We start from the raw sequence: 15,063 nt of genomic DNA, 5'->3' as shown, positions 1-15,063 counted from the left end.
GTCGAAACACAGAAGTAAGGTTCTTAGTTAGAGGACAATCAATAATATATTACAAAAAAGGTACAACTAGTGGATTCGCTAGTTGTACCTTTTTTGGGTTTTTTATATGTATTATAAGTCAGAAATCATTCCGCCATCTACTACAAATTGAGCACCAGTAGAATAGCTAGAATCATCAGAAGCAAGGTATACTACTAAATTAGATACTTCTTCCACTTCTGCTCTTCTTCTTAATGGAATATCTTGTTCAAGTTGTTTCAGGTATTCTTCAACATCTGGTTGATCTGCCATAGGTGTTTTGATAATTCCTGGATGTACAGAATTTACTCGGATGTTATGTTGCCCAAGCTCTGCAGCTGCACCTTTTGTCATACCAGTTACCGCATGTTTAGAAGCACTATATGCAATTGCCGTTGGCGCACTCACCAAACCGTCTACAGATGAAATATTAACAATAGAACCTACACCAGCTTTTTTCATTGAAGGCAATACTTTTTGCATTCCTAAGAATACACCAAGCTCATCTACCTTAAATGTTAATTCAAAATCTTTTACAGTTAGTTCTTCTAATGTTTTGAAGATACCAATTCCTGCGTTGTTTACTAACACATTGATAGGACCAAATGCTTCTTCTGTTTTTGCTACAACTTCAATCCAATTCTCTTCATTCGCAACATCTAGTTTAAGAGCTACTGCATTTTCTCCTAATTCTTCTGCTAGTTTTTGTGCACCCTCAAGATTAAGGTCAGTAATGGCTACTTTTGCCCCTTCTTCTACGAATTTACGAGCGTGCATAGCACCCATACCTTGTGCTGCTCCTGTAATAATCGCTACTTTACCATCTAGTTTACCCATGACATATTCCTCCAATTTTTATTGACAAATCATATTGATCTATCATCAGACCTATTATTTGTCCGATGAATTTCCTTTATTCTTATCATTTACTTATACGAAAGCAGGGCCTGACTAAATTACGCTTATGTTTAATACGATGGGGTCAAGCCCTATTCAAAGCAAATTTGCACTTATTCAAATACAGCTACTAAGCGCCCTTTTACTTCATGATTTTTAAGTTTTTCAATCCCTTTGTCGACTTCTTCAAATGGAATTGTGATAAGAGCTGGATTCATTTTACCGGTAGCGAAGCAATCGTATACACCTTTTAGGTCTTCTACCGACCCACCATTGCTTCCTAAAAGCTTAATTTCTTTTGTGATCATTAAGTAAGTATTGATAGTAGATTCTAATTTACCCATACCAACAATGACAACTGTTCCTTTTGGTCTTACAGCTTCCAGTGCGTCAGAAGTTGTTTGGCCAAAACCAGCAAAGTCCACAATAACGTCACATTCTGCTTCTTTCATATCTAGAACCGTATCGAATACTTTATGTGCCCCTAGTTCTCCAGCAAGTTTTCGAGCTCCTTCAGAAACATCTGTTGCGTACACTTCGCACCCTTTAATCAATGCCATTTGAAGAGCAAATTGACCAAGACCACCGATTCCGATAATTCCTAGCTTTGTACCTTCTTTCGCTTGTCCAATACTGAAAAGAGCACGATAAGCTGTGATCCCTGCATCTGTTGAAGCTGCCCCTTCTATAAAGGAAACGCCTTCAGGAATGATTACGCATTGATCTGCAGGAACACGCACTTTTTCCGCATACCCGCCGTCATAGTTATACCCAGCCGTTACTTTTGTTTCTCTATTCATTGGGTTAGCTCCAACACGGTCGCCAACTTTAATATTTTCTACACCTTCACCTACTTCAATAACAACCCCAGCAAACTCATGTCCCATAATAACAGGACCATTTGGGAAAAGTGGCATCCAACCTGGATCTTCTAATGCTGCAACGTCTGAATGGCACAGACCAGCAGCTTTCACGTCTATTACTACGTGACCTGGAATCGCTTTCGGATCTTCTTTTTCAATCAATTCGAGTGGTTTATTTGTACCTGAAAATAGCCAACCTTTCATACTATCTCCTCCAAATTGCTCAATTTTTTTCTTGTAACTCCCCTACTAATTCTAGCTACAATTATAGTTTACTAGGTTTCTCTTTCTATAAACCATCCTTAAAATTTGCTATAATGTTGAGGAAACCCACACTTTCATCAAATCTGTCTAATAGGAGAGGAATATGATGAAACCTAATTCCACCCAAGCAATAAGGACTAAGAATTTCTTAAAAAAGGCATTTATTGAAATGGTACATAAAAAGGGATATAGTCATGTCACTGTAAAGGACATCGTTGATTACGCACAATTTAATCGAACAACCTATTATGTGTATTATCAAAACATACATGATCTTGTTGAAGAGTTAATGGATGAAATGTTTGAAGCCATTCAGTATTACAGCATGTCTAAATACCAAAGCGATAGTCGGGTACAAGTAAAAGAGTTAACAACAAACTCCTTCGACTTGTTGTATTATATTTACGATCACCGTGATTACTTTACATTAATACTATTAAAAGATACCTTGCCACATATTCACCAGCAACTGCCTGAAGCGATCTTTAATTTATTGAAAAATAAATTTGATATTCAATACGGCGTGTCTTCTGTTGATGATTACCACCAAAAGCGTTATATGGCATATGGTACAGCCGGGTTAATTATGGACTGGATTGCTCAGGACTTTGATGTCACACCCGGTGAAATGACAGATCGCCTCATCCGTATTTTTAATACAATGGCAAGAGGGTTTGTTATAAAAGAAATCGATACTTAACACACTTAATTCGGGGTTACACTTGCACGATTACAACCTAAGCAAGCGGCAATATCTCCTGAAGTAACAAAAATAGCTCTGATTTTTTTGATGCTTCTTTTCGCTGCTTGCTAATGCTTTCCGCGAAATATTCCTCTACTTCTTCCAATTCCTGATAGTATAACTCTTCCAACTTCCGTGTTAATACCCCATAAAAATAGGCAAATGGATTGTGTACCGTAGTTCTTTTTAGCTTGATAATCATTTGTTTGAAGGCTTTAATAGATAGCTCAATTATATCTACACACTCATGATCACGGTTGTGTTTACTAGATGCAATTGTCGCCATTTTCCAATACTCCTCAATTATTTTTGCTTCAGGAAAAAATGGTTTTACTACTTCCACAAAGGAAACAGGAACACGATCACTCGTAAATGTGAAATCTAGAGGAGCGTCTTTACGTACTTTTATATCTTGTTTAGTTTTAAAAGGATTACTAGTTTCTTTAGGGTGGTTCAAAATTTCCTTTTTAGGTGGTTCATTGTGGGTTGTAGTCATTTTTGGGTAACGATTAAACACGTAAAGATTGCTAGATTGTGAGCCATTCTTTCGCTCGGTTTCATAAACTGTAAAAATACCTAAAGCCGCTGCTTTTTGAACCATCCGTTTAAAAGTCGAACGAGACACACCATTTCCATTGTATTCCTCATGGATGGACTTCAGCATCGTACCAATCTTGGCATTGCAAATCCCCGGAATTTTTGCAGAATAACGAACAAGGCGTTTTAACCCTACTAGTTCGCCTTTTGAAAAGTCATTCTTGTATTTAAGCATCCACAGCTCCATATGTCTGTTGAACTCCGGTAAGTCTCCAAATTTTGAATAGTACTCAAAGCTATCAATTGTGCCCGATTTTAAATTCATACGAATGCACCACCCTTTCATCATTGTTATAGAGAAGCGGTGGTGAAAAAGGGGCATCTGTTTTTAAATATTTTGTGGAAATTTTGTAATTAAAAAGACTTAAAGGAAAATCTCCTCTAAGCCTATCACTTATATTCTATTAAGATTTCACTTGGAGTACGCATAGTAACATTAAAAATGAAAAAACTATCATATGTGTATATTTTAGAAGTACCTTACGATAATTCAGCGACTATTGCCCGTCCTGCTACACGTCCTGTAAATAGACAACCACCAACAAATGTCCCTTCAAGGGCACGATAACCGTGAATACCGCCGCCACCAAAACCAGAAACTTCTCCGGCAGCGTATAGCCCTGGAACCGGCTTTCCTTCAGAATTCAGGACTCTGCTCGACAAGTCGGTTTGCAGTCCTCCCAAAGTTTTGCGGCTCAAAAGATTCAGACGGACGGCAATCAACGGACCGTTTTGCGGATCTAATAGTTTGTGTGGTGAAACCACGCGAATCAATTTGTCACCAAGGTAATTGCGGGCCCCTCGTATCGCAGTAACCTGAAAATCCTTCGTGAAGGTATTATCGATTTCTCGGTCTCTTGCTTTTATTTGCCGCTCAATATCAGACAGATTCAGTAAATTTTCTCCTGTCAATTTATTCATGCCTTTAACAAGGTCGGTCAGATTATTCGCAATCACGAAATCCTCTCCTTGATCCATAAACGCTTTTACAGGATTAGATGGACCGGGCAATGCCCGTCCCAATACTTTACGAATACTTTTCCCTGTTAAGTCCGGGTTTTGTTCCGACCCTGAGAGGGCGAATTCTTTTTCAATTATTTTTTGTGTCAATATAAACCAGGAATAGTCATAACCGGTTTTTTTAATGGCTTCGAGAGTGCCTAGAGTATCAAAACCTGGAAAATTTGGGGCTGGGAAACGCTTGCCGGTTGCATCCAGCCAAATGGAGGATGGTCCCGGAAGAATTCGAATCCCATGATTAGTCCAAATGGGATCCCAGTTTTTAAGTCCCTCTGTGTAGTGCCACATTCGATCCCGGTTTACAATTCGTCCACCAGCTTCCTCCGTAATGGAAAGCATCCTTCCATCAACATATGCCGGTACACCTGTAACCATTTGCTTTGGGGGCTCTCCAAGCCGGCTTGGCCAATTTTTTCGGACTAGGTCAAGGTTTCCACCAATACCGCCACTCGACACCAAAACCGCTTGGGCACGATATTCAAAATTGCTGATCACTTCTCGGCTGCTATCCTCACCTCGGGCTGCAGAGCTAGGAACAAGAATTGAACCGCCTACACCAACAACCACACCATTATTGGTTACCAATTGATCAACTCGATGCCGCGGACGGAACTCCACTAGCCCTTTTTTCATGTGTTCACGAACCCGTTGTTCAAAAGGCGCAACAATGGCAGGACCTGTTCCCCAAACAATATGAAAGCGAGGGACAGAGTTGCCATGTCCATCAGCAAGATAACCGCCGCGTTCCGCCCAACCAACTACTGGAAAGAACCGGACTCCCATATTATATAACCAAGCCCGCTTCTCTCCCGCAGCAAAATCCACATAGGCTTCCGCCCATTTCCGTCCCCAATAATCCTCATCCTCTTCCCTGTCAAACCCCGCAGTTCCCATCCAATCCTGCCATGCCAGTTCCTTGGAATCCTTGATTCGCATCCGCCGCTGTTCAGGTGAGTCAATCAGGAACAAACCGCCGAACGACCAGAATGCCTGCCCTCCCATTGAGGCTTCAGGCTCCTGATCCAAAAGCAAGACCTTTTTCCCTGCATCAGCTATTTCTGCTGTTGCTACGAGACCAGCGAGTCCTGCTCCCACAACAATTACATCAAAATCCACACTATTTCCCCCGCCCAATATTTATTTATTTAAATTTTCAGTCAATAGTATTATATCATGTTGTTTGAGTTTGAAAAATAATCTATAATTCCACAACGAAAGGCCTGAGGACGTTTTGAAAAATCTAGATTAATAGACTTTCAATAAATTCTTAATGTTGGTATGAATTTTTAAGTGTCCTAAATTTAAACAGAATTGACGCTGCAGGTTATTCATTCTATAGTTGGAACTATTTATATTCAATAACGGCTTGTAAATCCTTTACAAGAAACGTTAAAAAGGCACAACTAGTGAGAATTTCTAGTTGTGCTACTTGTATTAAATAATTATTCCATCGTTTTTTTACGTCTTTTTATAATCAAGATCAAAACTATCGCAGTAGCTAAAATCACTGTACCCCATATATATAGATGATTTCCTTCATGCTTATCCGTTAGATCTATTTTTTCAATCGGAGGCTGCCCTTCACCGAGTATTTCCAAATCTTCCTGCGCAGAACCCAATTCAGTTGTTCGATCACAAATGATTGTTATGAGTGTTTCTTCTCCGTACATCGTTGACTCGTAAGCATAGACTAAATACTCTTCATCTTCTATAAAATCGAACCCACAGTCTCCACCACCTTGACCAGTGGTAATAATAATTTGCGATTGCTTTACACCTTTCCAGGTGTTGTTTACTTCAAAGAGAACGGACTTTGAGGTGTATCCATTTAGGCTTCGTTTCTCTCTGATATTAATAACTTTTCCACTGAACACCGCTTTTGAACGTTCTAATTCATCCTCCACACTTGGTGGTTGTGCACACGAACATGCACTTGTAATTGAAGGAAAAGAACCTATCAGAATCGTACAACTGAACATAAAAGCTAGAAACAGCATGACCTTCCTCATTTACACACCCCGTTCTCTTCAGTAATAATACCTTTCATATCAGAACACCAGTTACGACAATGGTTAATATTTAAATAGGCTTTCTATATGTATATTGTACGTCCCTTACATTCATTAACAAACTGTAGAATTTACATATAACAAAATAGGATTGAAAGTCCTGAACTACATTCATAGAACTTCCAATCCTATCCTTAACTCTCAAGGCTTTTTTCACAATACTCGATAATTGCTATTCATCACTTTTATTAACAACTTCTATTATTTCAGTTTCATTTTAAAACGAATCGTGACACTACCTCCGCGTGGCTATAGTGGTAATCGAAAACATATTGATGAAATGGTGTTTACCTTTATAGTTATCTGATTCCCTACATTCAGTAGTTCCAATCCGTATTTGTAGCCGTTTTCACAAGTTTTCACTAAAACTCCATTCAATTGTTAGTTTATCATTCTATCTTCTTCAATTTTACTATCTTTTCGTCTGGCATTTAATTCTTTTTGAATTTCTATCATTCTATCTTTAGTTAAAGGATAGAATTTCATAGCAATTAAGGAAATAATCCATCCAATCAGTACTATACCAATATTTAAGAACATTGCTGCCCAAAAAACGCTTTCAGAATATGGTGTGTTTACATCAGGAAATGCAGCTTTGAACCCAATACCAGCTAAAACTACACCAACAATTGTTTGAGAAAGTGAAGAAACCATTTTATCAATAAAAGAATAAGTAGTTGATATTATTCCAGGCACAAAGCGGCCAGTTTTAGAAGTTTCGTAATCTACAATATCAGGTATCATCGGATATGTGAGACCAGAAGATAACAAAATAAAAGCTGGACCCGCAAGAGCTAGGATTACAAAAGCAATTGTCATAAAGCCGATATTATCGAAACCTATTTGAGAAGGGTCTCCTAGCCATAAAAGGAAAAACAATGAAGAATATACAATTATACAGCCCCATACCGCAGTTACATAGCCTTTTTTTGTACCAAACTTCATAGCATATCTAATCCCCAAAAATAACATTAATAAATTCACTACAAGTCCAGGTATTGCCATTTGTCCACTCATTGCGTAATTTCCAATAATTATTCCATACAACATAACTCCAATAACCTGATTTGATTGGGTTTGTAGGGCAAGTTTGTCTGATGTTGCTGATAATACAAATAATTGTAATGGACGGTTACCTTTCAAAACCTGCCACATATCTTTAACTTTAATATTATTTACTTCCCCAATTCCAAAATTTTCAACTCTATCCTTTGACCAAATAGCAAGTATACCTAGTGTAACTAAAATTCCTGAAAGTATAACTGTAGTAATAACAAATTCTTGGAATAAAGAAGCATTATTAAAACCTTGGTGTTTAGGTACTAAATAAAGTGACAGATACATCCCGAAAAATGCAAAGTAAACAGTAGTGTAAGTAGTCTGAAAACCACCTAGTATTGGGCGCTGTTTGGGGTCTCTAGTAATAATTGCTTGACCTGAAAGATTCGCAACCCCAGTACAAGTGTAACCTAGAATATAAATTCCATATAATAAAATAAAATAAACAAGTTTTATCCCCTCGGGAGCAAGGTGAGCTGTAAAAAACATTAGTAAAGTAGATAGAGACATTAGTAAGAATCCGGCCAGAAAAAACGGTCTCACTTTACCATACTTTCCTTTAGTTTTGTCTAGAACTAAACCTACAATAGGGTCAGTAATACTATCGAATATCCTTGTTCCTGTTATAACTAGTGAGGCAACCACTGTACCGAGTCCTACTATACCTGCTGCATAATAGGAAACTAGCATCATTAGTCCCATAAATACACCTTGTGAAAAACCACCAGCAGGGAATAATATTAATTGCCACATCTGGGCACGATTAATGTTGTTTTCTTGTTCTCCAACTTGATCTTTTACTAACGCTTTCTCTTTCTTTTTATCCATCATAATTCCCCCCTCACAAATTTTCAAAGAATTAAAATTTAACAGCTAATCGTTTATTATGATACTTTTGGACCAAATAGTTTTACTATTCAGAAAATTAATCTCCTAAATAATCCAGTTCAATCTTCATATTTACCTTTCCCTCTTCCCTCCTTTAAACAAATTAGCTTTAATACCTCAAATTAATTTAAATAATAAAGCGCTTACGAGTAAATCTTAGCAGAACTATAGGTATCAGTATGGCAATTTAGTATTACTTTTGGTACATTTGTACTAAACATTTGTTTTTCAGCACTCAATTTAGAGAAAATATTATAAAGAAGACACAACAAGGATCCTCAAAATAAGTTGAAGTGACAGCATCAATACTGACCTATACTTTGATTTCTTAAGTAAGTTAAACTAGTCTTTCTTAATCTGTGTAGCATACCTTCGAACATCACTATGTTGTGTCTCTCTATTAACCAATCAAGTTTGTTAAAGTTACCTTAATTTCATTCCTCCTATATCCGAAACAGTAGTAAATTTCTTGTTTTAAAACTACTAAAATTAATTTTCGTTTTCAATAGAACAATCTAAGATTTCTACTTTTTAATCTTAACTAACTCTCGGTTTAATCGTTTAAGCCTGCGTTCGTCAAATAGTGAGTTTTCTCCTTCTTCTGCACTGGCCATTGATGCAAGTACATCAAGTTTAAATCCCTTCATCATGCCATACATTGGAATTTTTGTAAGATCCCCTAATATACTTAAAACAATATCTTTTGTCTCATCATTTTCAAACAATTCCTGTAGCGTATCTCCTGTAGAATACACGCCTTCTGGGACTTCAATGTCCCCGATTAGTTCATCATCATCAAACTCAGGTATGTCAAACCAGTTTGCAACCCTACCCGTATCATCTACAGGTGCATTATAGCTAAGATTTGCATTTGCTACCTTCTCAAACCATGCGTGATCATCAAATACCAAATCACCAGTCTGGGCTTTGACTTGTATGTAGTTTGACCCGTCTGCTAAAATAATATCTTTAAAGACAACAATTCTATCAATTGCTGACTGTGTTTCAATTTCTTCACCATTAACAAACAACGTAACTTGTTCACAGTTTGTATATACCTTAAAATCTGATTTTTCATTTGCACGTTCTACATAACGTTTACCTGTTAGGTGAACAAATAGATCGTTAGACCAATGCGCCTTGTACATGAAGAAAGCATCTTTTTTTACTTTTCTATCGTATGTGACAAGCCCTTTATTGTTTCGCCCCTTTACACCACCTTCATCACGAATATTCGCACCAAAGTCAAACATATTCCATACATAGGTAGCCCATAAAAAAGGGCGTTCCTCAAATATTTTCCAGACTTTTTCATGATAAAGGGCGTGGTATTCCTCTGTGTAATCTTTCACTTTTGGTTCATCACTATGGTATTCTATAATTCCCTCGGCACCGTATTCAGAAATACAAAGGCTCGTATTAGAATTTATTTCATGAAAACTATCTAACCATGGAGCAAAGTCCTCAGCTTTCCCATTGTACCAGCCGTAATACTTGTTATATCCAATTACGTCTGTCATAAAGTTATACTCATCTGTATCCTCTACCATGAAAACATTGGCCATTGTTGTTAAGCGAGTTGGATCTTCTTGTTTTGTCAATTGGTTTAGTTCACGAACAACTTGTCTAACCTCTTTTTCATATTTGCTTCCAATTTGAATTTCATTTTGAATACCCCAAAATAGAATAGACGGATGATTAAAATTCTGACGAATTAATTCTATCATTTGCAACTTAGCATTCTGACCGGTTAAATCCGTTTCAGACATTTCAGTAATGAAAGGAATTTCCGCCCAAACAATAATCCCTTCATGGTCACATAAATCATAGAAATATTGATCATGTTGGTAGTGTGCTAGACGAATAGAAGTTGCTCCAATTTCTTTTATAAGTTCCATATCTTCTTTATGCTCTTTATGTGTGATTGCCCATCCCATATCTTTTCGGTCTTGATGTCTAGCTACACCATTTAATCGTACATTCTTACCATTTAGGTATAACCCGCGTTTTGGGTCAACATGGAAATACCGAACACCAAATGGGACAATAACTTCATCTAGTGTATCATTGTAGTTCTGTAAGGAAACACGCGCTTCGTACATATGTGGATTTTCCATGCCATTCCATAACTTTGGATTATTAATAAATAAAGCTAAATCAACAGGTTTTGTTTCTCCACTTTTGAGGTTTACCTCCGCCGCTCGATTACTGACTTGATTACCCACTTGATCAAACAAATCAACCCACAGTCTAACCTTGGTGTCTATCTTCAAATTATTTGTAACTCGTGTTTGCAAACGAAGTTTAGCCAACTCATTTGTCACTTCTTCTTGTATCACATAAATACCTTGTGATCCATGATCCAATAAATCTATATGAACTGGGTTGACAACGACTAAATTAACATCACGATAAATACCACCATAGAAGGTAAAATCTGCTCTCAATGGATATACGTCTTTAAAGTCAGAATTGTCTACTCTTACAGCTAACACATTTGGTTTACCAAAAATAAAATTCTCCGTTAAATCAAAGCGGAATGTGGAATACCCTCCTCGGTGTTGACCAAGATGCTTACCATTTAGGAACACATCGGTTACACTATTTGCACCTTCAAACTCAATAAATACATGGTTTCTTTGCTCTTCTATTGGCAACATAAGATTTTTATGATACCAACATGCACCACGGTAAAATTCATTGCCATTCGCCCCATCAATTGCGTTCCATGTATGTGGTAAAGATACTTCCTCCCAGTTTTGATTATTAAAGGAAACTTCACTTATAATTTCTTCATGCTGCTTCGAAAATTTCCAAGAATGATTTAGATTTAAGACTTTTCTCATGCTATATCCTCCTATTTTTTATGAGAACTTATCGAGGTAAATTAGTTAATACGCAGCGATATACGCTTACTCACTCATACTAACAAAGACCACTTTTTCTTTATGGTATTTTAGTGCTTTTTTTGGTGTTGTTTATTAAGTTATTTAGAAATAGAAAAAGAGTAACATAAAACAGGAATTACATTGTAATTCCTGTTTTACAAACCTACATTATGCTTCTATTAATAATCGTACCGGCCCTAGCAAACCACTTGGCTCCTGGTGTCCAATGCGTGAAAGCATGTCATTGTTTTCCTTCACAAGGGTATTAGTAACTTCAATCTGCAGTGAATTTACTCCCGTCTGGAGATTGTTACTTAATTCAAACTGGTATGGAGCCTGAATCCGAACTCCTAGAGACTTGCCATTTACAAAAACCTCAACTGTTTCGTATGCATCTCCTAGATCAATGAACACACGCCTTCCATCTGGAATCCATGTTAATTCTTTTTCATACCTAATCGTTCCGGAAAACGTTTGTAGACCCTCAATACGACTCAAATCAGTTAATACTTCAAGTTCACCCCAAGGTGAAAATTCAGGATATTGCTCAGAGGTTGCTGTTGAAAGTGACCAAGGTCCTTCTATATTTGCTGACTGCTGTAACCTTTCAACAACAGGACTAAGCTCAAATACTCTATGTTCTAGACCAGCAACAACTACTATAGTTTCAAATGGAGCAAGCTTAATAGAAACAAGTGAATACTCATCCTTTTGAACCACGCGAGCTTTCCTTACCCTGTTTTCATATGCATCATAGTTGAAGATTTCCCCTGTAAACGGAATTTTAACCTCCGTCTCTATCTCATCCAATGGATGCTCATTGAAGAACATGAAAACATCCATTTCCTGTTGCTTAACATGATAATAGCGTAAATATGGCTGATATTCTTTCACTTGAATATCAAAGTATCCAGCACTTCTCATTGTCTCTGTAAGGTCAGCTAATGATATAGTTTCCACTCTTTCAGTTGAAACCAAAATGTCAAGTGCAATATCGATAGACTCACCTTCACATGACCGTTTAGGAAGTCCATCTATAAAAAATATTGGTAAACCTTTTTTCGCTAAGTCAGCTAATCGGTTTATCGCTTTAACTGGCAATGCTTCAGAATAAGGGATAATTAGACAGTCAAATGTCTCCTTATGACTAACTAGTTTCCCATTTTGGACTTCTACATCCTCTATAATGAAATCACATGGAAGAATATCGCAGTCTATTTGACTTCTCATCAGTTCTTTTACTGGTTTTTGGAAATACATATAATCGCCCGCTGCCCATTCTGCTTCTGCATGGTATAAGACAGCCACAGAGGCAACATGCGTACCTCCAGATAAGAGATGGCTCATCCGATTCGTATATTGATTTAGATATTTATAATAACGATATTGTGGATTTTTACCTCTCGCGTACATATGTGGCGGACAATCGTAATCCGGATATTCTTTTGGCGAAAAAGCATGCGGTACAAAATAATTCACGCCGCGAACTAGCATATGATCCGTCATCCATTTCATTAATTTTAACCCTTCAACCCAGCCATAGGCCCCGAAGATTTCTGCCATAGTACGGCCTTTCTTTTTTGGATCAATATGCGCAAGTGACGTTGCCATTTTAGCAAGTCCGTAATTGAAGAACTCGTTATCAGCTTCACCTGCAAACATCCGTGAAGGAATTCCATCAAATCCTGGATTGAGCTGCCAGAGTACAACATCAAGTCCCGACATATCCTGTCCACCTAGCGCTCTGAAAAAATGACCTGCGCCACTACCGAGTCGAGCATGCACATTATTGTCTTCTAGGACATGTCCAATGTACTCGACACCACGCTCTCGACACCAATCACCAATTTGATCTGTAAAATTTCGTGCATACAACTTAGTAATTATGTCCATATAATAATAGCGAATTTCCGACATACTCTTTCCGCCTTCATGCCAGAGAAGTGGTAAATACTTTTTATATTCTATTCCCATGTCCTTTTCAAATATTTGATACAGTTCTGGGCTCCACGGAAGCGAAACTTTTGGTTTACCGAGTTTTGAATCGTAATAAGCTCCTTCGCTGTCATTATAGAATCCTGGCTCATCAGAAAAAAAACCTGCGATAGTTTTCCCGAAGTCCTCACGATAACGTTCATAAAAAGCCTCGTGTACAGTATCAAGAAGAACTTTAACCGATTCCTTAACAATCGGATTTAAATAATCATTCTTCTTTAAATCCCCACCTCTTTCATTTTCAACTAACGTAAATATACGCCAATACCCTTCCGGAACATCCCAGTATAACTTCCCGTTCTCAACTTTTGATGTTACATCCTCCGCTATTTCTGTTAGCTCTCCTGTTACAGAATCCCTTTTAATAGCAATTACAGCTATAATTGTTCCTCCACCAGTGTCGTAATATCCTGGAACGTACGGAGGAGGCTCGACAATGAATGATGAATTTGGTCGTGGTCCGAATGCATCAATATGATCGACCGATAAAAAAAGTCGACGAAGCTCTTTAGGAGCATTCTTTATTTGACCTGCTGCGTGACCAGTGGGAAAATGATCATCATCAAGTATCCATACACGCATGTCACGCTTTCTTGCTTCCTCCATAATAATATCCATGTCTTTCCACCATTTAGGACCCAAAAAATCAGGATGTGGCCGTGCCTCTACACACACTGCCTTTATATTCGACTCATGTATGCGAGCCATTTCCTCTCGAAGCACTTCTTCCTCTTCTCCATGTTGCCAAAAAAAAGGTAATATATAATTATCCTCGTTACCTTGTAAGACATCATTTAATCTAGTTGTCATTGTTTCACCTCGTTTTTATTTTGCCGATAACCTAGCACCAGAAAAAGTAAAAAAGTATAATCTCTCTTATCTATTATTCTAGAATTTCTGGATGTTCCCATTTTACAGGGGTTACTTTACCTACACCTGATCCTGCATCAATTGGAATGACAGCACCGCTTATATATCTAGCTAAATCTGATGCAAGAAATAAAGCTAGATACCCCACTTCCTTAGGGTCTCCCAATCTACCATTTGGCGAGAAAATACTTGCGTATTGCTGGATTACTTCTTCTGACGCTCCCCCCCAAATAGAAGTACGGAACGTCCCAGGGCAAATAGCATTAACTGTTATATTATATTTAGCGTAATCTAGTGCTGCTGTTTTTGTAAGACCTACAACGCCATGTTTAGATGCAACATAAGTTCCCATTGCACTGTTTCCTTCAATACCTGCCATCGATGCAATATTTACTACAAAACCCGAAGGTGACTTGGATTTTAATATAGTTTCAATACCATATTTCATCCCTAAGAAGGCACCTTTTAAATTTATACTCATTAAGTGTTCATATTCTTCTAATGAAAATTCATGAATTGGTCTATTTTGAGCCGAGATACCCGCATTATTAACTATTCCATCTAGTCGACCATATGTTATTATTGCAAAATCAATTAGTTCCCTAACTTGCTCCTCTTTACTTACATCTGCAGCAAAAAATTCTACGTAACCTCCCTGATTTTGGAGTTCAACTACAGTTTGCATACCTTTTTCAACATTTACATCTGATATAATAACCTTCATTCCATTTTCACTGTAACATTCAGCAATTGCTTTCCCTAAACCATCTGCAGCACCCGTAATTATAACAACTTTTCCTTTCACGCTTAGAAAATCAGTCATAGATAACCTCCTATTTTTCTCGAAATAAGGTTTGTATTATTTGGAATAAAATTTAAATAAGTTTTTTTCA

At 37.5% G+C, this 15,063-nt stretch carries 10 protein-coding genes; 1 reads left to right on the top strand and 9 read right to left on the bottom strand.

Features of this window, described 5'->3' with window-relative positions:
• Positions 1–111 precede the first annotated feature (111 nt).
• Together CZ490_RS20855 and CZ490_RS20850 are read right to left on the bottom strand one after the other, a co-directional pair.
• Positions 112–855: an SDR family NAD(P)-dependent oxidoreductase gene (locus CZ490_RS20855; protein ID WP_077620657.1), complete on the bottom strand. Its 744-nt coding sequence runs from the start codon at positions 853–855 to the stop codon at positions 112–114.
• Positions 856–1,028: 173 nt separating this feature from the next.
• Complete coding sequence (locus CZ490_RS20850; RefSeq protein WP_077620656.1) at positions 1,029–1,982, bottom strand: zinc-binding dehydrogenase; 954 nt, start codon at positions 1,980–1,982, stop codon at positions 1,029–1,031.
• 166 nt (positions 1,983–2,148) lie between these two features.
• Here CZ490_RS20850 and CZ490_RS20845 point away from each other — a divergent pair, with 166 nt between their 5' ends.
• A complete protein-coding gene (locus CZ490_RS20845) occupies positions 2,149–2,742 on the top strand; it encodes a TetR/AcrR family transcriptional regulator (protein WP_159440000.1) in 594 nt (197 codons plus the stop codon).
• A 37-nt stretch (positions 2,743–2,779) separates the two neighbouring features.
• Here CZ490_RS20845 and CZ490_RS20840 read toward each other — a convergent pair whose 3' ends face one another.
• The 7 genes from CZ490_RS20840 to CZ490_RS20810 form a co-directional block, all read right to left on the bottom strand.
• Positions 2,780–3,646, bottom strand: coding sequence for a hypothetical protein (locus CZ490_RS20840; protein ID WP_234987270.1), 867 nt, complete (start codon positions 3,644–3,646; stop codon positions 2,780–2,782).
• 215 nt (positions 3,647–3,861) lie between these two features.
• Positions 3,862–5,517, bottom strand: a complete 1,656-nt coding sequence (locus CZ490_RS20835; protein ID WP_077620654.1) for an FAD-binding dehydrogenase — start codon at positions 5,515–5,517, stop codon at positions 3,862–3,864.
• A 326-nt stretch (positions 5,518–5,843) separates the two neighbouring features.
• Positions 5,844–6,410, bottom strand: a complete 567-nt coding sequence (locus CZ490_RS20830; RefSeq protein WP_077620653.1) for a hypothetical protein — start codon at positions 6,408–6,410, stop codon at positions 5,844–5,846.
• A gap of 441 nt (positions 6,411–6,851) precedes the next feature.
• Positions 6,852–8,357 carry an MFS transporter gene (locus tag CZ490_RS20825; protein ID WP_159439999.1) on the bottom strand — a complete coding sequence of 502 codons (1,506 nt, stop codon included), beginning with the start codon at positions 8,355–8,357 and terminating at the stop codon, positions 6,852–6,854.
• 584 nt (positions 8,358–8,941) lie between these two features.
• Positions 8,942–11,263, bottom strand: coding sequence for a glycoside hydrolase family 2 protein (locus CZ490_RS20820; protein WP_077620651.1), 2,322 nt, complete (start codon positions 11,261–11,263; stop codon positions 8,942–8,944).
• Positions 11,264–11,473: 210 nt separating this feature from the next.
• On the bottom strand, positions 11,474–14,110 hold the full coding sequence (locus CZ490_RS20815; RefSeq protein ID WP_077620650.1) for a glycosylhydrolase-like jelly roll fold domain-containing protein: 2,637 nt from the start codon (positions 14,108–14,110) through the stop codon (positions 11,474–11,476).
• Between the two features lie 73 nt (positions 14,111–14,183).
• Entirely contained in the window at positions 14,184–14,993 is an 810-nt protein-coding gene (locus CZ490_RS20810; RefSeq protein WP_077620649.1) for an SDR family NAD(P)-dependent oxidoreductase, read from the bottom strand.
• Positions 14,994–15,063 lie beyond the last annotated feature (70 nt).

The organism is Litchfieldia sinesaloumensis (genome assembly GCF_900156865.1).
Taxonomy (GTDB): domain Bacteria; phylum Bacillota; class Bacilli; order Bacillales; family Bacillaceae_L; genus Ferdinandcohnia; species Ferdinandcohnia sinesaloumensis.
The sequence above is the reverse complement of the archived record's forward strand: the minus strand, read 5'-3'. Positions and strand labels throughout refer to the sequence as shown.